This window comes from Lysobacter sp. Hz25, from assembly GCF_046097045.1.
GTDB classification, from domain to species: domain Bacteria; phylum Pseudomonadota; class Gammaproteobacteria; order Xanthomonadales; family Xanthomonadaceae; genus Lysobacter; species Lysobacter antibioticus_B.
The window spans coordinates 5891873-5916560 of record NZ_CP175666.1 but is presented as its reverse complement, the minus strand read 5'-3'; the positions used below and the strand labels follow the sequence as shown (position 1 = coordinate 5916560).

General features: G+C 66.7%; 23 protein-coding genes and 1 pseudogene. 16 read left to right on the top strand and 8 right to left on the bottom strand.

Features of this window, described 5'->3' with window-relative positions; genetic code table 11:
• Positions 1-394: 394 nt before the first annotated feature.
• The 10 genes from ACKN61_RS24675 (at position 395) to pabB (ending at position 11669) form a co-directional block, all read left to right on the top strand.
• Positions 395-811: a YjfI family protein gene (locus tag ACKN61_RS24675; protein WP_031372568.1), complete on the top strand. Its 417-nt coding sequence runs from the start codon at positions 395-397 to the stop codon at positions 809-811.
• Entirely contained in the window at positions 808-1572 is a 765-nt protein-coding gene (locus ACKN61_RS24670) for a PspA/IM30 family protein (RefSeq protein ID WP_031372567.1), read from the top strand. Before ACKN61_RS24675 ends, ACKN61_RS24670 begins: the two co-directional genes overlap by 4 nt.
• A gap of 474 nt (positions 1573-2046) precedes the next feature.
• Positions 2047-3096 (top strand): potassium channel family protein, encoded by a 1050-nt coding sequence (locus tag ACKN61_RS24665; RefSeq protein WP_408951692.1) that lies wholly within the window; start codon positions 2047-2049, stop codon positions 3094-3096.
• A 10-nt stretch (positions 3097-3106) separates the two neighbouring features.
• Positions 3107-3769: a DUF2491 family protein gene (locus ACKN61_RS24660; protein ID WP_408951691.1), complete on the top strand. Its 663-nt coding sequence runs from the start codon at positions 3107-3109 to the stop codon at positions 3767-3769.
• A 34-nt stretch (positions 3770-3803) separates the two neighbouring features.
• Complete coding sequence (locus ACKN61_RS24655; protein WP_031372564.1) at positions 3804-4211, top strand: DUF350 domain-containing protein; 408 nt, start codon at positions 3804-3806, stop codon at positions 4209-4211.
• 8 nt (positions 4212-4219) lie between these two features.
• Positions 4220-4816, top strand: coding sequence for a DUF1190 domain-containing protein (locus ACKN61_RS24650; RefSeq protein ID WP_408951690.1), 597 nt, complete (start codon positions 4220-4222; stop codon positions 4814-4816).
• 64 nt (positions 4817-4880) lie between these two features.
• Positions 4881-6065, top strand: a complete 1185-nt coding sequence (locus ACKN61_RS24645; protein ID WP_408951689.1) for a glutathionylspermidine synthase family protein — start codon at positions 4881-4883, stop codon at positions 6063-6065.
• Positions 6066-6676: 611 nt separating this feature from the next.
• Positions 6677-8326, top strand: coding sequence for a M4 family metallopeptidase (locus ACKN61_RS24640; protein WP_408951688.1), 1650 nt, complete (start codon positions 6677-6679; stop codon positions 8324-8326).
• 339 nt (positions 8327-8665) lie between these two features.
• A complete protein-coding gene (locus ACKN61_RS24635) occupies positions 8666-9397 on the top strand; it encodes a 4'-phosphopantetheinyl transferase (protein WP_408951687.1) in 732 nt (243 codons plus the stop codon).
• A gap of 58 nt (positions 9398-9455) precedes the next feature.
• Positions 9456-11669: an aminodeoxychorismate synthase component I gene (gene pabB, locus ACKN61_RS24630; protein WP_408951686.1), complete on the top strand. Its 2214-nt coding sequence runs from the start codon at positions 9456-9458 to the stop codon at positions 11667-11669.
• Between the two features lie 141 nt (positions 11670-11810).
• Here the strand turns inward: pabB and ACKN61_RS24625 are convergent, their stop codons facing one another.
• Genes ACKN61_RS24625 through ACKN61_RS24610 form a run of 4 tightly spaced genes read right to left on the bottom strand, consistent with a single transcriptional unit; the run spans position 11811 to position 14768 of the window.
• Positions 11811-12344: a hypothetical protein gene (locus ACKN61_RS24625; RefSeq protein ID WP_408951685.1), complete on the bottom strand. Its 534-nt coding sequence runs from the start codon at positions 12342-12344 to the stop codon at positions 11811-11813.
• A gap of 35 nt (positions 12345-12379) precedes the next feature.
• On the bottom strand, positions 12380-12868 hold the full coding sequence (locus ACKN61_RS24620) for a DUF4189 domain-containing protein (RefSeq protein ID WP_408951684.1): 489 nt from the start codon (positions 12866-12868) through the stop codon (positions 12380-12382).
• Positions 12869-12870: 2 nt separating this feature from the next.
• Positions 12871-13989 carry a type IV secretion system protein gene (locus tag ACKN61_RS24615; protein WP_408951683.1) on the bottom strand — a complete coding sequence of 373 codons (1119 nt, stop codon included), beginning with the start codon at positions 13987-13989 and terminating at the stop codon, positions 12871-12873.
• 59 nt (positions 13990-14048) lie between these two features.
• A complete protein-coding gene (locus ACKN61_RS24610) occupies positions 14049-14768 on the bottom strand; it encodes a hypothetical protein (RefSeq protein WP_408951682.1) in 720 nt (239 codons plus the stop codon).
• Between ACKN61_RS24610 and ACKN61_RS24605 the strand changes: the two genes are divergently transcribed.
• The 3 genes from ACKN61_RS24605 (at position 14752) to ACKN61_RS24595 (ending at position 17617) form a co-directional block, all read left to right on the top strand.
• Positions 14752-15048, top strand: a complete 297-nt coding sequence (locus ACKN61_RS24605; RefSeq protein ID WP_408951681.1) for a hypothetical protein — start codon at positions 14752-14754, stop codon at positions 15046-15048. The genes ACKN61_RS24610 and ACKN61_RS24605 overlap by 17 nt on opposite strands.
• A 267-nt stretch (positions 15049-15315) precedes the next feature.
• Positions 15316-15939, top strand: coding sequence for a response regulator (locus tag ACKN61_RS24600; protein ID WP_408951680.1), 624 nt, complete (start codon positions 15316-15318; stop codon positions 15937-15939).
• Between the two features lie 625 nt (positions 15940-16564).
• Complete coding sequence (locus ACKN61_RS24595; RefSeq protein WP_408951679.1) at positions 16565-17617, top strand: hypothetical protein; 1053 nt, start codon at positions 16565-16567, stop codon at positions 17615-17617.
• 109 nt (positions 17618-17726) lie between these two features.
• Here the strand turns inward: ACKN61_RS24595 and ACKN61_RS24590 are convergent, their stop codons facing one another.
• A complete protein-coding gene (locus ACKN61_RS24590) occupies positions 17727-18170 on the bottom strand; it encodes a helix-turn-helix domain-containing protein (RefSeq protein WP_408951678.1) in 444 nt (147 codons plus the stop codon).
• A 273-nt stretch (positions 18171-18443) separates the two neighbouring features.
• Between ACKN61_RS24590 and ACKN61_RS24585 the strand changes: the two genes are divergently transcribed.
• The gene (locus ACKN61_RS24585; protein WP_408951677.1) at positions 18444-18851 is read left to right on the top strand and encodes a GNAT family N-acetyltransferase; all 408 of its coding nucleotides are present in this window, start codon (positions 18444-18446) and stop codon (positions 18849-18851) included.
• Positions 18852-18951: 100 nt separating this feature from the next.
• A pseudogene (locus ACKN61_RS24580) lies at positions 18952-19558 on the top strand (Vat family streptogramin A O-acetyltransferase).
• Positions 19559-19568: 10 nt separating this feature from the next.
• Here ACKN61_RS24580 and ACKN61_RS24575 read toward each other — a convergent pair.
• The 3 genes from ACKN61_RS24575 to ACKN61_RS24565 form a co-directional block, all read right to left on the bottom strand.
• Entirely contained in the window at positions 19569-19934 is a 366-nt protein-coding gene (locus ACKN61_RS24575; protein ID WP_408951676.1) for a hypothetical protein, read from the bottom strand.
• 74 nt (positions 19935-20008) lie between these two features.
• Positions 20009-21178 carry a chromate efflux transporter gene (gene chrA, locus ACKN61_RS24570; RefSeq protein ID WP_408951675.1) on the bottom strand — a complete coding sequence of 390 codons (1170 nt, stop codon included), beginning with the start codon at positions 21176-21178 and terminating at the stop codon, positions 20009-20011.
• Between the two features lie 168 nt (positions 21179-21346).
• Positions 21347-21541, bottom strand: coding sequence for a hypothetical protein (locus tag ACKN61_RS24565; protein WP_408951674.1), 195 nt, complete (start codon positions 21539-21541; stop codon positions 21347-21349).
• 214 nt (positions 21542-21755) lie between these two features.
• Between ACKN61_RS24565 and ACKN61_RS24560 the strand changes: the two genes are divergently transcribed.
• The gene (locus ACKN61_RS24560) at positions 21756-24644 is read left to right on the top strand and encodes a LysM peptidoglycan-binding domain-containing protein (protein ID WP_408951673.1); all 2889 of its coding nucleotides are present in this window, start codon (positions 21756-21758) and stop codon (positions 24642-24644) included.
• Positions 24645-24688 lie beyond the last annotated feature (44 nt).

The following is a 24688-nucleotide window of genomic DNA, read 5'->3' as shown; positions in this document are numbered from 1 at the left end:
GGTGCACTAAAGCCATCGACGTGGCCGCACCGGGGATCGGCGCGGCCGCTGCACGGGACCCGCCGAGACGACCCCGCCGGCCTTCTGCTATCGAATGCAGGGCCGCGGGCCGGGAATGCCGGTCGGGTAGTTCCGCCGGACAGTTTATCTCACTCCGGGCCGCGCGGGCTTGCCGAGCGCCCCAGTAACGTCGTCGGAGCGCCGGCCGGGACCTGTGCGCCTTGCGCCGGTCACCGCTCGCCCCTATAACCTGCACGATCCACGAGCACGGTCACGGACGATGATCGCAGGGCCAGGGACGGGCAGCCGCCCTCCTCCTTCGTCGCCCGCGACCCGGACGCTCCCCGCGCAAGCCTCACCTTCCGCGCCGCCTTTACCTTCAAGGACCGCCCTAATGTCCCGTTGGACCACGCAAGAACTGTTGACCCGACTGGCCGCCTCGTTCGGCGGCGAAAACGTCGAAGAAGTGCCGACCGCCGACGGCGCGATCCAGGTGACCCTGCCGGAAAGCGGCGACCTCGGCGTCACCATTGCCCTGACCGACCGCGAGATCTTCGTCTCCACGCCGCTGGTCGAAGCCGCCCAGGTCGCCGACGCGGCCGGCTTCAACGAGGCCTGCCTGCGCCTGAACCCGGTCAACCCGCTGTCCAACCTCGGTCTGACCACGATCAACGAGCGCGACGTCTATATCGTCTTCGGCGAGATGGCGCCCGATTCCACCGCCGAGCAGATCGAACTCGAAATCCGCACCCTGGCCGACAACGCGATCGACGCGGTGGAAGCCCTCAAGTCCTTTCTGGTGACCGCATGAGCCTGCTGCAGAAAATCCTGACCCTGTTCCGCGGCACCGCCCACGAGGCCGGTCAGGCCGTGGTCGACGCCAACGCGCTGAAGATCCTCGACCAGGAAATCCGCGACGCCGGCAACGAGCTGATCCGCTCGAAGGAAGAGCTGACCAAGGTCATGGCCCAGCGCCAGCTGCAGGCCAACCGCAGCAAGGACCGCTTCGCCAAGAAGGCCGAGTACGAGACCTACATCGCCGGCGCCCTGCGCAAGGGCGATGAAGCGCTCGCCCGCGAAGTCGCCGAGCGCCTGGCCACGGTAGAGACCGACCTCAGGAACGACGAGCAGGCCATCGCCAGCTACGACGCCAGCATCACCCAGCTCAAGACCGCGATCACCGCGACCGAGCGCAAGCTGGCCCGGGTCAAGCAGCAGGTCGACACGGTCAAGGCCACCGAGGCCGTGCAGCGCGCCCAGACCGCGGTTGCCGCGCGCCACTCCGGCGCCACCGGCAAGGTCACCACCGCGCTGGATTCGCTGGAACGCATCCAAACCCGCCAGGCCGAACGCGGCGCCCGCCTGCAGGCGGCGGCGCAGCTCGAAGCCGAAAGCGGCGACGGCGATCTCAACGCCAAGCTGGCCAACGCCGGCCTGCTGCCGGAATCGGCCAGCGTCGACAACATCCTCGAGCGCTTCCGCGAGAAGCCGGTGCAGCAGCTCAGCCACGAGCCGCTGTCGCTGCCGGCGGTGGAAGTGAAGGACGCCGAGCACGTCGAGCGGAAGAACTAAAGCGGAAGAACTAAGCAGGCGCTGCCGCTGCCGGGCATTGCTCGGCAGCGGTCGTTTCGGGTTCGGCGGCGCTTGGTCATCAAGCCGTTCGACCGTGATGGGGCGGTGGGCAATGCTCCCGTTTTTGCCCGTCATCCCCGCTTAGCGATGATTCGAGACGCTGTCGCGACAGGGCGGTCGATCTGTCGACCGCTCTGTTCTGCTCGTCATCCCCGCGGAGGCGGGGGGAATGGATGTCGCTTGCGAGCCACTGGCTCGCGCATCCATGAACGCCAGGGCGTTCTGCGCCCTGGCCGGGCGGTAGCGATTTCAGGCGCTCTCGCACGAAAATCCGGTGGGTCCTCCCGCCTTCGCGGGGAGTGACGGTTTGAATGCAGTCGGTTTTGGATCGTCATCCGTGCCTGGATGGGATGACGGCGTTAATGACACCATGCGACACCCGGCGTCTCCCGCACACGGACGTAACCCGCTGACATGATCGTAATCGGCAAGTTCTACCGCCTCATGCGCGGCCATCTGCGTCGTATCAGCTGGGGCGTGGTCGCGGCCGCGCTGGTGCTGCACATGACCGGCACCTGGCTGCTGCTGTCCTGGGCCGGCGAAGACAAGCTGCTGGGCTGGGACGCGTTCGTGTACTACTACATGACCACGGCCAGCACCATCGGCTACGGCGATCTGTCGCCGGGCAGCGCGGCCGGGCGCTACGTCGTCGCGCTGTTCGTGATGCCGGGCGCGGTCGCCCTGTTCGCCTCGGTGCTGGCCAAGACCAGCGCGAGCCTGCTGCATTTCTGGAAGCGCCATCAGGTGGGCAAGATGAGTTACGAGGACATGCAGGGCCATACCGTGCTGATCGGCTGGCACGGACGCGAGTCGGTGCGGCTGGTGCAGTTGTTGCTGGCCGACACCCACACCGACGACGAAGGCATCGTCCTGGTCGCCGAAGGGCTGGCCGAGAACCCGCTGCCGGACCAGATCCGCTTCGTCTCCGCCGCGTCCTATGCCGATTGTGGCGAATACGCCCGCGCCGCGATCGGCGGCGCCGCGCGCGTGATCGTCCATGCCGACAACGACGACCGCTCGCTGGCGGCGGTGTTCGCGGTGATGGCGCATCGCCCGGCCGCGCACGTGGTCGCCCACTTCGAGTCGGCCGCGGTCGCCGACCTGGTGCGCAGCCATTACCCGCACGTCGAATGCACGCGGCCCTTGCACGTCGACGTGATCGCGCGCGCCGTGCAGGACGCCGGCAGCTCGCTGGTCGCCGGCGAATGGCTGTCGAGCGGCGGCCCGACCCAATTCAGCTTGCCGGTGCCCGCCGATGCGCAGCCGCTGCTCGCCGGCAAACTCGCCGGCGCGTTCCGCAGCCAGTCGGCGCTGTGGATCGGTTTCCGCGACGGCCGCAGCGCGGCGCCGGTACTGAATCCGGCCGATCATGTCGAGATCGCGCCGGGCAGCGTGTTGTATTACCTTGCCAACGCACGCATCGACAGCCGCCGCGTGCCGTGGGCATCGCTGGCGGCCACCTGAGAGAACGCAGATGGGTTGGTTGGACGGATTATTCGGCGGCAAGAAAACGCCCGCCTCGGCGCCGGCGCCGTTCGCGCACGAGCTGCCGCTGGGCCTGCGCATCAACGGCCGGGTCGCCTTCGACACGATGATGTTCCGCGCTCACCCGCAGGCGTGGAGCGTGCAACTGCCCGAAGGCCACCAGGGCATTCCCTGCTACGGCCACATCGACCTGGGCGGCGGCCACGACCTGCACCGCTTCTATCTCGACGAAGACGGCTACCTGCAGATCAGCACCGCCAGCGGCCAGATCGAAGGCATCAAGGCCTTCGTGTTCCTCGAAACGGTGAACCCGGCCAGCCAGGCCGAGTTCAAGCGCTTCATCAGCGAGCACCGCCATCTCGGCGCGGCGCAGATCGAGTACGCCGGCCGCACCTGGTACCGCGAGTTCGGCAACGAAGGCGCGGCCGAGAAAGTGCCGCCGGTGGTCTACGACGAGGTGCTGTATCGCCACGACCCGCCGCGCAAGGACGACGACCTCACTCACTACGCCATGCTGTACCGGCGCGACGTGGTCGAGCTGGACCGCGAGGAATTCCTCCTCGTCACCGCCGAAGACTACGGCCCCAACGAGTTCTGTGTGACCTATGCGATCGGCCTGGACCTGACCACCGCCGATCTCGACATCACCTGAGCCCGCCACCTCACCGCACGCCGCAAGGATTCCCATGGACGCCCCGATCACCGCTCACAGCTTCCTCAACTTCCTCGCCTACGCCGGCATCGGCATCGGCGTGCTGATCGCCGCGGCCGTGGCCGTGTTGCTGATCACCCCGCACCGCGAGCTGAGCCTGATCCGCGAAGGCAACACCGCTGCCGCGACCGCGTTCTCCGGCACCCTGATCGGCCTGGCCCTGCCGCTGCATTCGGCAATCTCCAACTCGGTCAGCCTGATCGACGCGGCGATCTGGGGTGCGGTGTCGGTGATCGTGCAGTTGTTCGCGTTCCTGCTCGCACGCCTGGTCGCGCCCAAGCTGTCGCAGCAGATCACCCTCAACCAGACCGCCGCCGGCATCTTCTCGGCCGGCGTGTCGATCAGCGTCGGCCTGATCAACGCCGCCGCCATGACGCCGTGAGCGCCGCCATGACGCCCTCTACGAGCAAGCGATCGCGCAATCTCAAGCTGGTGCTGATGGCCGCGGCGGTGCCGGCGCTGCTGACCGGCTGCGAGGACGAACCCAGCGGCAAGGTCCTGACCTCGCTGGAAGAGTGCAAGGTGCAGACCGAGATCGCGCCTGCGGAATGCGAGGCGGCCTATTACAAGGCGCTGGTCGAGCACGAGAAGCTGGCGCCGCGCTTCGAGAGCGAGCGCGAGTGCAACGAACAGTTCGGTGCCTGCCAGTCGGCGCCGGCCAATCCGACCGGCGGCAGCCACAGCTACATGCCGTCGATGTCGGGTTTCCTGATCGGCTACGCCCTGTCGCAGGCGATGCAGCCGCGCGGCTACTACGGCGTCGGCGGGGTTTCGCCGCTGTACCGCGACTACCGCAGCGGCGGCTATCTGCGCCCCGGCGGCGAACGCGTCAGCAGCAACAGCGGCACCGTCTACGGCAAGTACGGCAACACCGCCTTGCCGGCGCGCGCGGTCACCGTTTCGCGTTCGGGCTTCGGCTCCAGCGCCGCGGCGCGCGGCGGCTTCGGCGGCAGCAGCAGTCGCGGTGGCGGCGGCCGCGGCGGTTGAAGCCGGTCTCCAGCGCCCCCATCAGCACCCCCATCGCTACGCAACCCGGCGGACTGCAGCCAGCATGAAACGCATCGCGGTAACGCCGCGCCCCGACTGGCGCGATCAGGCCCAGTCGCTGGGCTTCCATTTCCACACCATCGACGGCGCGCCGTACTGGGACGAGTCGGCGTACTACGCCTTCAGCCTGAAGCAGATCGAGGACGACCTCGAACAGCCGACCCAGGAACTGCACGACATGGCGATGGCCCTGGTCGATGAGGTCGCCGGGTCCGAGGAATTGCTCGCCCGCTTGGCGATCCCGCCGGCGTATTGGGATTGGATCGCCGATTCCTGGCGCCGTCGCGAGCCGCATCTGTACGGGCGCATGGACCTGGCCTACGACGGTACCGGCCCGGCCAAGCTTTACGAACTCAATTACGACACCCCGACTTCGCTGTACGAGGCCGCCTACTTCCAGTGGTTGTGGCTGGAGCAGAGCGTCGAGCGAGGTGTGCTGGCGAAGGGCGCGGACCAATACAACCGCATCCAGGAACTGTTGATCGAGACCTTCGCGACCCTGGCGCGCGAGCAGCGCATCGCCACGCCGGTGCATTTCGCCGCGGTCGAAGGCTCGGCCGAGGACCAGGGCACGGTGCGCTACCTGCGCGACTGCGCCGAGCAAGCCGGCGTGGAAACGCTGGAACTCAGCATCGAAGGGATCGGCATCAGCGCCGAGGGTTGGTTCACCGACGGCGACGACCGGGTCATCCGCACCCTGTTCAAGCTGTATCCGCTGGAATGGATGTTCGTCGAGGAATACGGCTCCAAGCTCGCCGCCTCGCAGATGCAGCTGATCGAGCCGGCCTGGAAGGCGATCCTCAGCAACAAGGGCGTGCTGCCGCTGTTGTGGCAGCGCCATCGCGGCCACCCGAACCTGCTCGAAGCGCATTTCGACGAGACCCCGGCGATCGCCTTGCCGCCGGGTTGGGTACGCAAGCCGCTGTTCTCGCGCGAAGGCGCCAACATCGAGCTGGTCACCGCCAGCGGCGAACGCCTCAGCAGCGACGGCCCGTATAGCGATGCACCGACGATACGCCAGGCCCATCATGCGCTGCCGCGTTTCGACGATGCGGCCGGTGCCGCCAACTACCCGCTGATCGGCAGTTGGGTGGTCGCCGACCAGGCCGCCGGCATCGGCCTGCGCGAAGACGCCGGCCCGATCACCCAGGACAGCTCGCGCTTCGTGCCGCACGCGATCGTCGACTGAAGCGAGCGGCAACGAGCCTCGATGCCCGTTGCCGTTGCCGTTGCCGTTGCTGTTGCCGGAATGATTTTGCTGTTGCTGTGCGTAGCCGAGCGCTCGCGAAGGCCATCGAAGACCCGGAGGGCGGCCTGCATGGATGCAGGCCGTTTTTCATTGGGACAGGGATGTCCCGTATGAAAAATCCCCGCGTCGGCATCGAGCGCGCGGGCCCTTGATTCAAAGAAAAGGGCTTTCCTTGCAAGGGCACAAGCCCGCGCGTGCGATGCCGACGCAGGGATGCTCCAGACAGGCCATCCATGGCCTGCTTGCGCACGGCCGCGTCCATGCGGTCCGCCCTACCGGTCTACGATGGGCCGGAAAAGCAAAGCTACGACGGCAAGCACGGCAACGAGCAACCGCGACAACCGACAGGTGGCATCCGATGGCGCGTTGCGCCGCCGGCCTCGCCGATTGGACGATTTCCGAACTGCTGCGCAGTTTTGCCGTGATTGCGGCCGTGAAAAGCCGCTTCGTGCTCCTGGATTGTGCCGATGATCGAAGCGCGGGCTGGGTGGCCCGCCGTCGCCCGCCCCGCGGGCCGGTGTTTCGATCATCACTTCGGGAGTAAGGAAACCATGCGTATCCATTCGAAGCGGTTGAAGCTGGAAGGACTCTTTCTCGCCATCGCAGCGGCCCTCGTCGGGGCACCGGCAAGCCAGGCGGCGGAGCTCGAGGGCTCGGCGGCGGTAACCCAGGCGCGCGGCCTGATCGCCGATCATCTCGGCGCGGTGCAGGGCGTCGCCGAGGACGCATTCGAGGCGCGCGACACCGTCGTCGATCGCGACGGCACCACGCACGTGCGCTTCGACCGCACTTACCAAGGCCTGCGCGTGATCGGCGGCGATGTGGTGACGAAATCGCGGCGCGGCCAACTCGCCGCCACCCAGTCGACTCTGCGCAGCCAGCAGCGTCCCAGCCTGCGCGCGCGCATCAGCCGCGACGCCGCCGCGGTCGAAGCCGGCGCCCGCTTCAACGGCAAGGTCAGCCAGGTCCACGGCAACCAACTGGTGGTGTACGCGCGCGGCGCCAAGCCGGTGCTCGCCTACGAGGTGACCCTGCAGGGCGAGGAAACCCGAACGCATTCGGGTTTCGTCACCTATTACGTCGATGCCCTCAGCGGCAAGGTGCTCGACGTCCAGGACCGCCTGCAGACCGCCGGCGCGGTCGGCACCGGCAAGACGTTCTATTACGGCAACCTCAGCATCGCCACCGACCAGAAGAGCGCGACCAAGTTCGACCTGATCGACACCACCCGCGGCAACGGCAGCGTTTACGACGCCAAGGGCGCGGCGATTTCGAACCTGTTCGACATCCTGTTCGCGACCTGGGGCGCGAGCCTGTTCACCGATACCGACAACGTCTGGGGCAATAACGCCCTCAGCGATCGCGCCACCGTCGCCACCGACATCCATTACGGGGTCGGCGCGACCTGGGACTATTTCAAGAACGTGCACGGCCGCAACGGCCTGTACAACGACGGCGCCGGCATCAAGAGTTACGCCCACACCAACTTCAAGCGCGCCGACGGCAGCACCACCGGCGTCAACGCCGCCTACTTCGCCCTGACCAAGGTGATGTTCTACGGCGACGGCGACGCCTCGCGCGGCTATGGCCCGATCGTCGGCATCGATGTCGCCGGCCACGAGATGTCGCACGGCGTCAACGCCGCGACCGCCAACCTGGCCTATTCGGGCGATGCCGGCGGCCTCAACGAAGCCAACTCGGACATCTTCGGCACCCTGGTCGAGTTCTACGCCAACAACCCGGCCGACCCCGGCGACTACCGCATCGGCGAGATCATGCGTACCGGCGGGCTCGCCTTCCGCGACATGTACAACCAGGGCGTCGACGGCAAATCGTTCAATTGCTACATCGCCGGCGGCTTCGATCCGAACCTGGGCGCCGGCGGCATCCACGATCCACACTACACCTCCGGCGTCGGCAACCGCTTCTTCTACCTGGTGTCCGAAGGCGCGGTGGTGCCGGCCGGTTCGGGCCTGACCCCGGCCCAGCTGGTCTGCAACGGCGACACCGGCATCGTCGGCATCGGTCGCGATAAGGCCGGCAAGATCTGGTATCGCGCGCTGACCACCAAGTTCACCTCCAGCACCAGCTATCCGCAGGCGCGTGCGGCGACCCTGGCCGCCGCGGCCGAGCTGTACGGCGCCGGTTCGCCGGAGCAGGCGGCGGTGGCGCGGGCCTGGAGCGCGGCCAACGTCAACTGAGGCGGGCCTGACTTAAACAAGGCTCGAACGACCGAGTGCGAACGGCCCGCCGGCGCGGGCCGTTCGCGACGTGGGCTGACTCATGTGGGGTGAATCGCGGCTGCGCGCGTTTGAGCACGGCGGCCCTGCGCCGCGCGCACGGCGCGCCCGTGTGCGATCCTCATGCCCCGTCGGTTCGAGCCATCGAACATGCGGGCTGCAACTCCGTCCGAACCGAGCCTTTCATGAGCCATGGTCGTCCGTACCGCGCGTCGAGCCGCCGTCCTGCCGCGATGCCGCCCCCTCCGGCCAAGCCGGGCAGGTGCACCCCCGCGCCGAACCGTATCGGAGGCGCGTGCGATGGCGTCCGATAAGTTTCCCGACACCGACGACGGCTTCCTGTTCGCTGCCTCCGCGTTCGAGTGCGAGGCCGAAGGCAAGCGGCTGACCGGCTACGGCTGCCGGTTCCGTGCCTCGATGTATCGCGACGAGCTCTACGAACGCCACGGCGTGCATTTCCCGGCCCAGTTCGGCCGCGCCGTGTCCAAGCGCCGCAGCGACTACCTGGCCGGGCGCATCTGCGCGCAACGCGCGCTGGCCCCGCTCGGCGTCATCGGCGCCGACATCGCCATCGGCCCGAACCGCGAGCCGGTCTGGCCGGCGGGCGTGGTCGCCTCGATCTCGCATGCCGGCGACCGCGCGGTCTGCATCGCCTCGACCGACCCCGACGTGGTCGGGCTCGGCATCGACATCGAAGGCAGCCTGCAACCGGGCATGGCCGCCGACATCCGCCGTGAAGTGGTCGATGCGGCCGAAGAGGAGGCCGTGCAGGCGCATTTCCCCGACTTCACCCTCGGCCTGGCGGTGGTGTTCTCGGCGAAGGAGAGCCTGTACAAGGCCTTGTACCCCCAGGTCGGCCGCTTCTTCGGCTTCGAGGCGATGCGGATCGTGCGGATCGAGGCCGAGCGCATCGTCTTCGCCGCGACCGAGGAGCTGTCGGCCACGGTCGCGTCCGGCGCCGAGTACGCCGCCCACTACCTCGTCGCCGACGGCGAGGTGCGCACCGTGGCCTGCGTGCGCCGGCCGGGCTGATCCTGCCAACGCCGCGCGCGGACGCGCCGGCGGCGACTTGTAAGACAATGGCCGGATCATGCGTTGCCTGTTGATCGACAACTACGACTCGTTCACCTGGAACCTCGCCGACCAGATCGGCCGGGCGTTCGGCGAAGCGCCGATCGTGGTCCACAACGACGAGGACGACTGGGACGGGCTGCGCGCCCGCCACCGTTTCGACTGCGTGGTGATCTCGCCGGGGCCGGGCAGCGTGACCCGCGAAGCCGACGTGCATGTCTCGCGCCAGGCCATCGCCCACAGCGGCCTGCCCTTGCTCGGCGTCTGCCTGGGCTTCCAGGGCATCGCCCATGCCCACGGCGGCCGCATCGTCCACGCGCCGGTGCCGTACCACGGCCGCGCTTCGGCCGTGCATCACGACGGCAGCGACCTCTTCGCCGGCGTGCCGACGCCGTTCGAGGCGATCCGCTATCACTCCCTGATCGTGGCCTCGCCGCTGCCGCCCGACCTGGTGGCCACCGCCCATGCCGATCCCGGCCTGATCATGGCCCTGCGGCACCGCCGCCTGCCGCAGTGGGGCGTGCAGTTCCACCCGGAATCGATCCTGACCGAACACGGCATCGACCTGATCGCGAACTTCCGCGACCTGGCGCACGCTCATCAGCGACGGCCTTCGGTGAATCTGGCGCTGCCCTCGGCAGCATCGGCGCCCGCCAGATCGACATCCGTTGCGCCGACGCTCGACGAGCAGGCGCCCATCGCGGCGCCACTCGACGCAGCGATGCCCGCCATGGCGCCCGACGCCAGCCCGGCAACGCGCGTGCGCAGCTTGCGCGTGGTCTGCCGGCCGCTCGACGGCGTCGGCGACCCGGAAGCGGTGTTCTCGGCCTTGTTCGCCGGCCGCGCCAACGCGTTCTGGCTCGACAGCCAGGTTGCGCTCGACGACAGCGCCGGTTGCTCGTTCATGGGTGCGGTCGACGATGCCGATCTGCTCGCTTACCGGATCGACGAGGACGACGCGGCGCTGAGCCGCGGCCAAGGCTTGCTCGCGGACATGGAGCGCGAGCTCGAAGAGGCCGTCATCGAGGACGGCATTGCGGAGGATGGCAAGCGATTGCCCTTCGATTTCCGCGGCGGTTTCGTCGGTTTCCTGGGCTATGAGATGAAGGCGCTGTTCGATGGCGACCGCGGCGAAGGCAATCCAACCCCGGACGCGTTGTGGATGCGCGTGCGCCGCTTCCTCGCCTTCGACCATGCCAGTGCGCGCGCCTGGGCGCTGGCGCTGGCGTTCGAGGACGAGAGCGCCGAGGCCGACGCCTGGATCGATAGCGTCGCCGCCGCGGCCGCGCAGGCGCGCGGCGACGATGCCCCGGTTCCGTCGCAAGGTCTGCAAGCGCTCGAGGTCGACATGGATCTCGGCCGCGACGATTACCTGGCCGCGATCGGCGAATGCCAGCGCGCCATCGTCGACGGCGAAACCTATCAAGTCTGCCTGACCAATCATTTCCGTTTCCGCGCCGAGCTCGATCCTTACGCGCTGTACCGGCAGATGCGCCGCGGCAACGCCGCGCCGTTCGGCGCCTTCCTGCGCGGCCGCGGTATCGCCGTCCTGAGCACCTCGCCGGAACGTTTCCTGCGCGTCGACCGTAGCGGCCGCGTCCAGACCAAGCCGATCAAGGGCACCGCGCGCCGTTCCGGCGACCCGCAACTCGACGCGCGTTATGCGCGCGAGCTGGCCGAGTCGGTCAAGGACGGCGCCGAGAACCTGATGATCGTCGACCTGATGCGCAACGATCTCAACCGGGTTTCAGTCGCCGGCACCGTCGAAGTGCCGGAACTGCGCGTGGTCGAGAGCTATCGCACCGTGCACCAGCTGGTCAGCACGGTGGAATCGCAGCTGCGCCCGGACTGCAGCCTGATCGACCTGGTGCGCGCGACCTTTCCGGGCGGCTCGATCAGCGGCGCGCCGAAAAAACGCACCATGGAAATCATCGACCGCCTGGAGCGCAGCCCGCGCGGCATCTATTGCGGCTCGATCGGTTATCTCGGCTACAACCGCGTGGCCGATCTCAACATCGGCATCCGCACCCTGTCCTACGACGGCGCCACGCTCGCCTTCGGCGCCGGCGGCGCGATCACCTATCTGTCCGATCCTGAGGCCGAATTCCAGGAAGTCCTGCTCAAGGCCGAAGCCGTACTGCGGCCGGTCTGGCGCTACCTCGGCGATGGCGGCGACGGCTTCGCCTACGAGCTGGAAGCCGAGCGCTTGCGTGTGTGCGTTGCTAAAGACTGAGGCGTCGTGCAACAGACGACGATGCGCTGGCCCTCCGTACGCGCGGCGTCCCACGGGATTTCTTCGGTCATAAGCCGCGAGCGCCAACCTGCGCCGCACGAGAAAGGCGCGGACGACTCCATGGCCGCCGGTGCTTGCGCCTTACAGCCGAATATTGCCGGCCGCGGGCAGGCGCAGCGCCTCCTGCAGGCGATACGCCAACTGCCGGTACAGCGCGGTGCCGAAGATCGCGTGGATGCTCGAGGCGATGATCGAGAACGCGTAGATCAGGCCGGCGTCCGGAATATGCACGGGCAGGCGCATGAACGGCACCATCAGTACGAACAACACCGCGACCGCCCAGGCCGCGATCAGGCCGGCCGCTGCATTGCGCAGACCGCGACGCAGCGGCGCCAGACGTGCCGAGCGCGTACGTCCCCAGCGCGCCATGAGGTGGCGCCTGGCCGCCACCGCCAGCCGCGTTCCGGACAAGGCGACCCACACGTGCAACAGCGCCGAGGCGGCCGCGACCCAGCGCGACAAATGAGTCAACTGCTCGGCCCCGGCCTGGATGCCGATCATCGCCAGGGCCACGGCGACGATGAAGACCATCAAGGCCGACAGCGACGCGTTTTCGATCGAACGTACCTCGGCGAACCAATCCTTGGCGTTCGGCGAGGGCAGGGTCACGGGCATGGGCGTTCCTTCGTCCTGTGCATGGGGTGGGGCTGTCAGCGAACCCGTACTGGCCGGCTGCAACCCGCGTAATAGATCCGGCACTCGCCGTCCTTCTTCTTTTCGCAGTCTTCCATGCCGACCTCCGCGGCGAGTTCCGCGTTCGCGGCATTGGTCGTCACGTAGCGGGTGTTGCTGGCAACGATGACTACGCACTGGTTGACGTAGGTGACGGTCAATGTGCAATCAACACCACCCCGGCTCAGGCAATTCTCGATGGCGGCCTTCTTTGCCTCGCGTTTGCTCGGCAGGTCGGTTACTGCGCCGACGACACCCTTCGCATCATCGCCCGCGACCGCGCCCCAGCGATTTTTCCATTTTGCTGTCGGTCCTGCGTAGCCGCCCGGACCCGTGGGGATCGGGCCGCAGGAAGCAGTCGAGGTTCCTGAATGCGGAATCATGCCGGGGGGGCAGCCACCCTCCGCGGCGGCTTGGTGATGCACGCCAAGCAAGGCGGCGACCAGAACAATCACATGCATCTTCATACTCAACCTCGTTTAATTCGGTCCTGCGAACCGCTATAGGATGCGGTCGCTCCGCCGGAAACTCGGGTGCCGGCATCACTGAAAGACTCGGGCAAACTCGAGGCTCTTGCAGTCTTAGCGAGCTCGTTGGAGTTCGGGACTGGTGTCGACCCAGCCGCTCCAGCCTGGCTTGAGGCCCCACTCCCGAACGCCGAGAACTGCATGAAGCCGCCCAGCGTGCCCTGGAAGAAATTGGCCGCGAACGGCGGCACGGTGATGATGACCACAGTCATGATCAGGCCGAGCCCGCCCTGCTGCATGGCCTGGTTGCTGATGCCCTCGGCATCGACGCCCCAGATCGCGCCGATCTTCGCCACCCACAGCGCCGCCGACACGCGCGCCATCAATTCCAGCAGCATGCCGGTCACCACGCTCAGCATCGCCATCGAGAACAGGGTGCCGATGCCGTACATCAGCCAGCGGCGGAACAGGTCCTTGGTCTGCTCGAAGATCAGGCAGAGGATGAACAGCGGCCCCAGACCGATGAACAAGGCGATGGCGAACTTGAACATCAGCAGCATGGCGCCGGCGGACATCGCCGGGCTCGCCGCCCCGACCCCGGCGAACAACACTGCGCGCGCCTTGCGGTCCTGCAGTTCGGGATCGCCGGGGACGATCTGGACCGCGTCGATCGCGCTCATGGCCAGTTGGGTATAGGCGAGGTTCTCGTCGATGCTCTGCGCCGTGGTTTTGCCGCTGCGGCCCGAGAACAGCCCGTGGATCTCGCGGTCGAGGTCGTAGGTCAGATAACGGTGCAGGTCGCTGCCGCCGAACGACATCGTCGTCGCCACGCCGACGATCGCGGCGATGCGCGTGGCGTTGGCCACCAGCGCCATCATCGGTTCGCGCAACTGCCCGGTGACGATGCGATAGCCCATCAGCAGGATCCACAGCGTGACCAGGACCAGGGCGATGCTGCTGGCCCAGGTCATGGTCCTGCCCATCAGCTGCATGCCGAACTCGTCGATGCGGTCGGTCAGGTAATCGTTGACCAACTGGAACAGGACGAAATCGCCGATGCCCGACTGACTGTAGGGGTCGATCCAATCGACCAGCTTGTTCAATCCATTGAACCCGTGCATCGCCTTCCCCTGGGATCGTGGCGGTCCGGAGCGCGTCGTCGCGACCCGGCTTGGTAGGTCTATTTCGAGAGTGCGGCCTTGAGTGCCGCGGCCTGCACCACCTGGCCCAGCAGCGAGCCGCGATTGCCCTGCAGCGCACGCTTGGCCAGGCGCGACTGGTCCCACTTCAGCGACTCGATGTAGTCGTTATAGGCCTTCATGCGCGCCTGCCAGTAGTCCAGGTCCATCGAGGTGCGGACCAGGAAACGCTGCGCCTCGTTGTCGTTGGCGGCCAGGGCGCCCTGGCTGGAGTTCGCGCCGTCGCGCTGCGCTTCGATCTGCTGGAACTGCCGGTTGCGCTCGATCAGCGTCTTCAGCATCCGCACCGATTCGTTGTACTTGGCGTTCTCGGCCAGGACCATGCGCTGGCAGATCGCCTTCTGCTCTTCGACGATGTTGCCGTCCATCTTCGGCGCGATCTGGCGCAGCAGGCCGGTCATGCGCTCGCGCGCGCCGCCGCCCTCGCCGCCGGCGGGACACATGTCCTGCATGCCGTAATCGTCGGGGCGCAGCGGAAACGTATCGCTCATTTGCGAAGAGTTGAAATTCAGACGCTGCAACTTGATCAGCTGTTGCTGATAGTGGCTGTAGGTGTCGTTCCAGCGCTTGGCCTCCTTGCCGAACTCGACCGCATCCTCGGCGATCTGCTGCATATGCGCGGTGAGGTTGACCGGGTCGTTGACGACCAGCTGGGCGCTGGCGTCGGTGGCCATCGAACCGCCGATGAGCAACAGCGCCATGGACCAGAATCGTAGCTTGGCGATGCTTCCTGTGCTTGCGGGCTTCATTGCGATTCCTTTCCTGCTCGATCGACTGCAAAACCTTGCCGGTGCGGCCATGCGAAACCTTCTTGCATCGAGTGCGCGCGGCCGGCCTCGGGTCGCGCCTGCGGCGCTCGATTCGGCCGCGCGGAACACTTCGATCATCGGCACCGCCCCCTACGCAGCCACTATCGCATACGGGCCGCAATGCGGCATGAGCCATCGAAAAATCGTTGTGGACGCTAGTCCACATTTGTAAACGAACGAAGACGATTTGTGGCTATGGATTCGGTTTCGAAGCATGTTGCGAAACTTGGGGTTGCGGTCGTCGCGTTGCCATCGATCCGCAGCGTTGTAATGTGTGGGATAGAACATTTTGCTTCTTGCATTGTCGTCATCCACACTTCGAGGGCTTCGGATTGAAGGACCTGTGCTGCCTACCGATGCGCCGTGCGCATCGGTCGTTCCGCGAGATCAACACTGGAGTATCGGCGCCCCCGATCTATGGATTTGCTAGAGGATCGGAATGATTCGGATCTATGTCGTCGACGACCACCCGGTGCTTAGGACAGGCTTGCACTCGATCATCGAGCGGGAAACCGACATCCTCGTCGTCGGCGAGTCGGGCAACGGCGCCGAGGCGCTGGCGGCGATTCCCAAGCTTGCCGTCGATGTCGTGCTGTGCGATTTCGATCTGCCCGATACCGACGGCCTGCGCCTGACCCGCAAGCTGCTGCACGAGAATGCCGAGCGCAAAATCCTGATCGTCTCCGGGCTCGACGACAGTTCGATCCCGCGGTTGTTGTTCGATGCCGGCGCGCGCGGCTATCTGGCCAAGGCGAGCAGCGCGCACAAGCTGGTGTACGCGATTCGCCAGGTCGCGGCCGGGCACGAGTTCGTCGACGATGCCCTGCCGCGCAATGTCCTGCTGGGCCTGTCGCCGTTCCGCCGCTTGAGTGCGCGCGAGAAAGAGGTCGCGGCATTGACCGTGCAGGAGTACACGACCCGGCAGATCGCCGAAGTGCTGCGGGTCGACGAAACCACCGTGCGCACTATCCGTTCGCGCGTTTACAAGAAACTCGGCCTGCGTGGAGCGATTTCCTTGAGCAAGCTCGCGGCCAGACACGGCTTCACCGACCAGGGCGGTTGAACGGCCGAATCCACGGCCGAAGGCCGCGGCGAGCCGCTGTGCCGGGCTCGGTTCGCACCCGTGTCAAGAACGAGTGATGACCATCGTGACGTCGCGCTTCGCGGTAAACGCACTCATTAGTTTGACGTGCGTCGATGTTTGCGAAGCCGCCCGCGCCGGTAGTGGTTGCCCTGCGTCGGCAGGCGTATAAGCGTAATCAGAGACGCCGGTTGCGGATTTCGATCGGTTTGTTCGGTCCGGGTGCCCGAGTCGGGGGGATCTCATGACGCCGCTTCCTCATCGCAGCGCAATGACGACACCTCGCCACCGATGGGGGGTCGGCTAGTCCGCGATCGTTGGAGCGTCGCTGCGGCGACCGCGATCGCCGCCTGCGACGTGCGTCACTGCGATCTCGCCGCACAAGCCTCAGCTGCAATCGCGCGAATCGCGGACACTAGGGGCGTCGTTACGGCGCCGAACGCAGGGAGCGAGCGCATTGGGTACTAACGAGCACGCGCCTTTCAGACCCACGAACGAGCGGGACCGCGCCCGATCGGAATCGCATGCGGCCGATCAGCACACCGCGCCATCCGATGTTTCCCCCCATAGAGGATTCGCTGCGGAACCGAAGCGGGACCCGCGCCCGATGGCGCCCGCGATCATCGATATTTCCGGCCGGATCGAACCGGTCGCCGACATCGCGCGCAGCAGGATCGATTGGGCCGGTCTGGCCAGCCTGTTGCTCGGTGCGAAGCCGTCCGAGTGGCCCGCCGAAGCTTTCGAGCCGCAACGGGCGGTGGCCGGGCCGTCGCCGCCGAACGACGGCAAGTGGTTGCACGAACTGGAGTGGCACGGCCAGCGCATGCTCGCGGTGATCGCCGATGGCCGCGCGCGCCTGTGGTCGGGCGATGGCGTGGAATGGACCGAGCGCGTTCCGGACATCGTCGAGGCGCTGGAGCGGCTGGGGCTGCAGTCGGCGGCCTTCGACGGCGAGCTGATCGTCGGCGCCGGCGCCGAAGCCGACTACGCCGCGCTGCAGGCGGTGTTGTCGGGAGAGCGCAGCGAGCCCTTGACCTATATGTTGTTCGATCTGTTGCATATCGACGGCATTGGCATCGAGCGCGCGCCCCTGGTCGATCGCAAGGCCGTGCTCGAGCATCTGCTGCGACAGGCGCCGCGGGAACTGGCCTATAGCAGCCATATCCTCGGCAACGGCGACATCGCGCGCGCGGTGACCGTCAACCAATGCTTCGACGGGCTGATTTCCAAACGCGCCTTCGCGTCCTATATGCGCGGATGCAGCCCGGACTGGCGCAAGACGCGCTTGCTTCAGTCCAGCCAGTTCGCCGTGGTGGGCTACACCCCGCCCGGCGCGCGTCATGCGGACCGGGGCTTCGGATCGCTGTTGCTCGCGCAACCCAAAGGCAAGGCGGCCTGGCATTACGCCGGCCAGGCGCGCGGCGATTTCAACAGCGCGTTGATCGCCGAGCTGGGATCGCGGCTGAAAGGCGGGACGATCAAACCGACGGTCACGGTGAATCCGGACGTCAGAGAAATACCCGGCGCGCTGTGGTTCAAGCCGCGCTTCGTGGTCGAGATCGACAGCCATGGCTTCGATGCCTCGGGCCTGCTGCGGCATGGCCTGCTGCGCCTGGTCTGCGCCAACCGATCGGTCGCGAGCCTCAGGTCGGGCAAGTAGGCCGCGTCGTCGCAGGAGGGGGCGGGCGATCGCGGCGATGCTCGCCGTCGATGACGTTCGCCAACGACGGCGGCAGCGGGGACTGCCTCGCATCCCTCCCCGAACTTCGTCAGCCGGCTTCGAGCAGTTTCTGCGCCTGGCGTTTGCCGATGCTACGCAAAGCCGCGATCTGCTGGAGCAAGGCCTGGCGCGGACGCGCTTTTTCCTGTTCCCAGTTATAGACCGACTGGCCGCTGGCGCCGATCAGCTTGCCGAACTCTTCCGCCGACACGCCCAACTTCTTGCGCAGCGTGCGTAGACCGGCGGCGGAGAAGCGGTGGCGGCCTTCGCTTTCGGCTTGCGGCTTGGCCGCGACGGCTTTGGTGCCGGACTTGCCGAGCGCCTTGCTCAGCGCTGCGACCTCACGCTTGAGACTGTCGCGTTCGCGCTTGAGCGAGGCGATGTCCTGGCGCTGGGCGGCGACCTGCTTCTTCAGCGGGTCGACGAGGCGGCGGCATTCCTTGCGCGAGATACGAGCGATTTCGTCTTTGAGGATCGAAGCGAGGTTTGGCATATCGGTTCCGGAAGTGGCTGGGGCAAGAGTACCGAACGGGGGCGATAACGCCAAATACCGGAAAATCCTTGCGTCTTGGCGTCGCCGGGCGGTCGATTCGTGATTTTTGCGCGAACTGGTGTATCGATCGGGCCGCTTTTCGGTATGCGGCGATAGCATGGGCGCCCGCGCATATCGCGACCGGGATGCGCTCGCCGCCGCGATCGCCGTTGGACTTGCGATGCCGGCCGCGAGTCGCGCGCGCTGCGCTATTCATTCATTGTCGAGAGCCCGATGACCGTCTATACCGCGATCCACGAAACCCCCTCCGTCGAGGTGTATCGCATGCTCCGCGTCGATTCCGGCCTGAGCGCGAAGAGCGAAACCGCCGCCGTGCGCGGCCTGGCCAATACTCTGTTTGCGGTGCAGATTCTCGGCGACGGCGCGCCGATCGGCATGGGCCGGGTCATCGGCGATGGCGGTTGTTTCTATCAGGTCGTCGATATCGCGGTATTGCCCGGCCATCAGGGCCGGGGCCTGGGCAAGCGGATCATGCAGGACATCTCCGCCTATCTGCGCGACCATGCGCCGGAAACCGCCTACGTCAGTTTGATCGCCGACGGCGAGGCGCGCCATCTGTACGCGCAATACGGTTTCGAGCTCACCGCGCCGGCGTCGGTCGGCATGGCCTTCGAGCGCTGATCTCGTCCGATTAGCCATCGCCCGGTGCGCAATGGCGCGGCGTCCAACGATCGTCCAGGAGTTCGTCTTGCAAGGCCCCAGTCCCGAACAGACTCATCCGATGGATGGGTTTCCGCAGGTGTTTCATCAAGAACACCATCAAGAATCCGAACATCGTCGTCGGCGACTACACCTATTACGACGATCCGGACGACTCGGAGAACTTCGAGCGCAACGTCCTGTACCACTTTCCGTTCATCGGCGACAAACTGATCATCGGCAAGTTCTGCGCCATCGCGCGCGGCGTCAAGTTCATCATGAACGGCGCCAACCATAAGCTCTCGGGTATATCGACCTATCCCTTCCAGATCTTCGGGCACGGGTGGGAACGCGTCATGCCCCAGGCCGGCGAACTGCCGTACAAGGGCGATACCGTGGTCGGCCACGATGTCTGGATCGGCTTCGAAGCCTTGATCATGCCCGGCGTCAGGATCGGCAACGGCGCGATCGTGTCGTCGCGCTCGGTCGTGGTCGCCGACGTTCCGGCCTACACCATCGTCGGCGGAAATCCGGCCAAGCCGATCCGGCCGCGCTTCGCGCCCGACGAGATCGCCGCCCTGGAGTCGCTGGCCTGGTGGGACTGGCCGGTCGAGAAGATCACCCGGCATCTTCAGTGCATCGTCGCCGGCGATATCGAGGCCTTGCGCCGTTGCGCGAGCGAGGTTTGAACGCAGCCCGCTAAAGAGGCGAGCCCGGCAACGGCAGGCACTCCATGACCTCGACCGAGTCGCCGGGGAATATCGTGAAGTGCGGATGCCGTTCGAACAGGCTCGCTGCCGCTTCGTGCGACTCGGCTTCGATGACGGTGTAGGCGGTCAACCGGTTGCTGCTGTCGGAAACGCCGTGGACGTCGATGCGCTTGGTCTTGCCGAGCGGCGTGCCCGGGTCGACGATGCTGGCCCGGTGCGCGCCGACCCATGCGCCCCAGGCGTTCATGCCGGCCTGTTCGAGTTGCTTGCGGCGGGCTTCGTCGGGCGCCTTGCTCCATTCGGAGCGCTCGAAGGCTTCCGCCGAACCCAGGTAAACGGCCAGGAACTTCTTCATTGTGCACTCCGCGGAAGCTGGAAGACCGGTCAGCGTCGCGCCGACGACATCGTGCCGCCAGTACCGCCGCTCGCTCAGGCCGGGGAGCCAATCCACTGCGACCCCGCCACCGCCGCGCCGACGCACCAGGCCAGCACCCACAAGGCGGACAGGCGCAGTCGCCACACCAGTATCCAGCCGACCGCGACGATCGCGGCGTCGGCCAGTCCGTTCACGCCTTCGCGCCAGACCGGGTCGTACAGGGCGGCGGCGAGCAAGCCGACCACCGCGGCGTTGATGCCGGCGACGGTCCGCGCCGCCCAGGGGCGACTTACCAGCGCGGTCCAGGCCGGCAAGGCGGCGACCAGCAGCAGGAACCCGGGCAGGAAAATGCACATCAGTGCGACGCCGGCGCTCAACCACGGCGGCAGGCCGAGGTCGAGGCTGGCGCCCAGGTAGGCCGCCAGGGTGAACATGGGCCCGGGCATCGCTTGCGCAGCGCCGTACCCGGCCAGAAACGTATCCGCGCCGATCCAGCCGTTGACCACGAGCTCGTCTTTGAGCAGCGGCAGCACGACGTGGCCGCCGCCGAACACGAAGCAGCCGGCGCGATAGAAGGCGCCGGCCAATCCGCGCAGCGACGGCGCGCTGCCCGAGGGAATCAGCGAGCATGCCAGCATCACCAGGAACACCGCGAAGCAGGCGCCGGCGAGGCGTCGTCCGTAGCGCAGCGGCGGCGTCGCGGCCGCGTCGAAGGCCGCGGGCCGGCATAGCCAGGCACCGAGCATGCCGCCGCCGAGAATGGCCACGAACTGCCACCATGCGCCATCGGCGAGCAGCACCAAGGCACAGGCGCCAGCGGCGATCGCCAGGCGCTGCAGATCGGGCGTCAGCGACCGCGCCATGCCGACGAGCCCGTGCGACACCACCACCACCGCGACCAACTTCAGGCCGTGGACCACGGCGCTGCCCACCGGGTCGTGCAGGAATTGCGGCGCATACAGGGCGAAGCCGAACATCAGCAGCGCCGAGGGCAGGGTGAAGGCCAGGAATGCGGCGAAGGCGCCACGCCATCCGGCGCGCAGCAGCCCGATCGCGAAGCCCATCTGGCTGCTGGCCGGGCCCGGCAGGAACTGGCAGATCGACAACAGGTGGGCGAAGGACGCATCGTCGAGCCAACCGCGACGGCGTACGAACTCTTCGCGGAAATAGCCCAGGTGGGCGATGGGGCCGCCGAACGAGGTCAGCCCAAGGCGCAGGAACACCCGGAACACCTCCGCCGCATCGCCTCGTCCGTTCGCGCGAGATGGGACTTCTGGTGCGGACAAGCGGCCTCTCCGGTTCGGCACGGTGCCTGCTTATTCTAGGCGCGCTCGCATGAGCGGTCGCCGGCTCCGCTGGCCAACCGAATGCGAAGGCAGGTCCAAGCGTCGTCATGAGCCTGTTCCAGCCTTCCACAAACGCATCGGCGGCATGGCATCGGCGACGTCCGCACCGGACGGTCGCGCGCGGCGTTTCGTGATCAGCGGTTGCGATACGCCCTGGCGAGGACCGCGCCAGCGCCGGTTCGGCGGCGCGAAAACGCCGGACCCGTCGTCGAGTTCGAATTCGTGAAACGAGCCGCGCATGGGGCGAGTCCCGTGTGAGATTCGCGATCGATACGGGCGCCGTTTGTCCGTGACTCAAGCCGCGAATACGAGATCGCGCACAAACAAGTACAAGCGAAAACATCGCGAACACATGTCAATGCGATGACAGTGCATATCCGTACTCGCCCTAGCTAGGCGAGGTGACGATCGATTGATCTAATTCCGCGATCTCTCATCGCAGGCGTTCGACTCCATGGGCATCCCGAGCATCGATGGCGTTCCCTACCACCTGCAGTACCCGCAAGCACCCGCGCAGGCGGTAGTGCCGCCGCCGCAGCCGCAGGAGGAGTACCACCAGGTCGAGGCCGGCGACACCCTGGAGTCGATCGCGCAGAAATACAGCACGCCGGAAGCGCCGGTCACCGCCCAGCAGATCGCCGAGCGCAACCAGATCGACAACGGTCCGATCGATCCCGGCAAGGACCTGATCGTGCCGACGATCAAGCAGCATGCCGCGCCCAAGGCCGATCCGAACCCGTCGCCCGAGCAGGCCAAGAGCGACGAAGCGATGAAGAAATACCTCAACGCCGAGGACAATCTCGCCGCCTTCGACAGCGGCTATACCCGCCAGCACAACGACCCGGACTACCAGCCGATCCGTTCCGGCTACGCCAGCCTCAGCACGACCGCGCGCGAGGAACTGCAAAAGAGCATCGCCGCCGAGATCAAGGCCGATTTCGACGCAAGCGCCAACGGCGGCGTCCTCGACGCCAAGGCGATCCAGCAGTACGGCGCCGAAGTCGTCAAACGCTACGACAACGACCCCGCCGGCAAGGCCGCGGCCGAAGCGGCGGTCAAGGAAGTCGGCATCCAGCACGAGGTCGACAGCACGCTCAAGGCCGCCGAGGCGATGCCCAACGCGAAGGGCGCAGTCGATACGCTGAGCCGCGAGTTGCCGAAGCTGTCGCCCGAGGCGCAGACGCGTCTGCTGTCCAGCGACGGCTTCGACAAACTCGTCGAGCAGAAGATCGGGCCGGCATTCACCGATTCGCTGAAGGGGGAGCCGTGGAAAGATTCGCGTAGCGGCCCGGCCTCCAAGCCGGCCGAAAGCCTGCAGAAACTCGAGAAGCTGATCGAAGGCGCCGAACCGCGCATCGCCGGGGCACTGGCCGAGCACGGCGTCGATGCCTTGAAGGACTTCCTCGGCCGCGCCGAGAACGACGGTTACAGCATCCGCCTCGGCATCGACGGCACCCGCTCGCTGGTCCACATCGCCGGTCAGATCGGCGGCACCTCCGAAGGCGATATCGCGATCCAGGGCATGACCGATCTGCCCCTGGACGGCTCGCAGATCCATCTGGGCGTGTCCGAAGGCGCGCGTCCGAACCTGTCGATCGCGATGGCGCAGGCGCACGGCGGCCCGCAGTCGGTCGACGCGGCGATCATGGGCGTGCAGATGTACGCCGGCAGCGTCAACGGCAATGTCGACAAGCTCGCCAAGCACACCGACGAACTGAGCTGGCTGATCAACAACCACGGCGGCTCGATGACGCCGGACCAGCTCAACCAGGCGATCAAGGACTACACCAGCGGCGCCGGATCGAACTGGGCGAAGACCGCCGAAGAATTGCAGAACAAGGTCGCCGACCAGGGCAAGACCCTGCTCGACCAGATCGACAGCCTGAGCAACGCGCCGGCCGATCAGCAGGACAAGACCAAGAAGGCCATCGAGGGCATTCTCGGCGACACCAAGTCCGCCTACGCGATCAGCCTGGCCCTGAAACAGCACCCGGACTACATCGATTCCCTGGCCGGCAAGCGCCTGATGCAGAACCTGGCCTACACCGGCAAGTTCGGCGAGCAGGGCATCAAGCTCGGCAAGGAAATCGCCAATGCCTACGTGCGCAACGACGTGCTCTCGGCCGCGCACAACTACGATCCGCGCAACCCGGCCAGCATCCAGCAGGCCGAACAGGCGATCGAGAAGCTCAAGAACCCGGCGCTGGTCAAGTTGCTGGGCATGGACGTGGAAAGCGGCAAGTACCAGAGCTACGTCAAGCTGGTCGACGAGCTGAAGAAGAGCCTGCCGGCCGCCGGCGATGGCACCGAGCAGATCGTCGCCAAGCTCAAGACCCACGCCGAGGCGATGAACAACGCCGACAGCCGCTTCACCGCCGAGTCGAGCCGGCCGGTGTTCGAGAAGAATCAGCCGGCCGGCCAGCTGTTGCGCACGGTCGGCCTGGGCTTCGCGACCATGGGCTTCATGAACTCGGTGAGCAAGGCCAACGACGGCCAGTTCAGCCTGACCAACAAGAACGACCTCAAGGCGATCGTCGACGCCGCTGCGCTCGGCCAGAAGGGCACCGAACTCGCGGTCGGCCTGGGCATGGTCACCGAAGACTCGACTCTGGGCCGTTTCGGCGCCGGCAACAAACTCAACGGCCAGAGCATCGATCCGGGTCGCCTGACCCGCGCCGACCGCGTGTTCGGTTACCTCACCGCCGGCTTCGATTACTGGAACGCGGTCGAGCAGCATCAAAAGGGCGACGACGTGCGTGCCGGCCTGTACCTGACCAGCGGCGTCGGCGGCACCATGGCGGCGCTGTCGGGCACCACCTTCGCTTCCGCGCTCGGCGCCGGCAGCTGGCTCGGCCCGGTCGGCATCGGTCTGGTCGTGGTCGCCACCGCCGGCCTGACCATGAAAGACCGCATCGAGCACTCCAACGCGCACATGAACCCGGCCGCGGCGAAGTTCCTCGAGCATGCGAAGTTCAATCCGCAGGTCTCGCAGGCCCTGGTCGACCAGAGCGGCGAAGGCTGGAGCCCGGTGACGCTGTTGGCGCGATACGCCGAGGCCAAGGGTTACAAGCTCGACGAGCCCGGCCCGCGCGACCAGTTCGTCGCCTGGGTCAACGCCATGCCGACCGACAAACTGGAGCGGTTGCGCACCGAGCTGCACCAGGCCTTGGACAAGTTCGACGGCGACGTGTCCAAGCTCGGCAGCGACACCACCGTGGTTCGGCCCGAAGCCTATATCGCCACCCGAGGCGGAGCGGCGAAAGTCGACGGCATCGTCGGCACGGTCGGCCACATCGACGCGGTGGTGCGCGACTTCGGCATTCCGCAACTGCCGACGCCCTGAGCACCGCCGGTCCGTCGCGATGCGCCCGCGGGCGCATCGCGAGC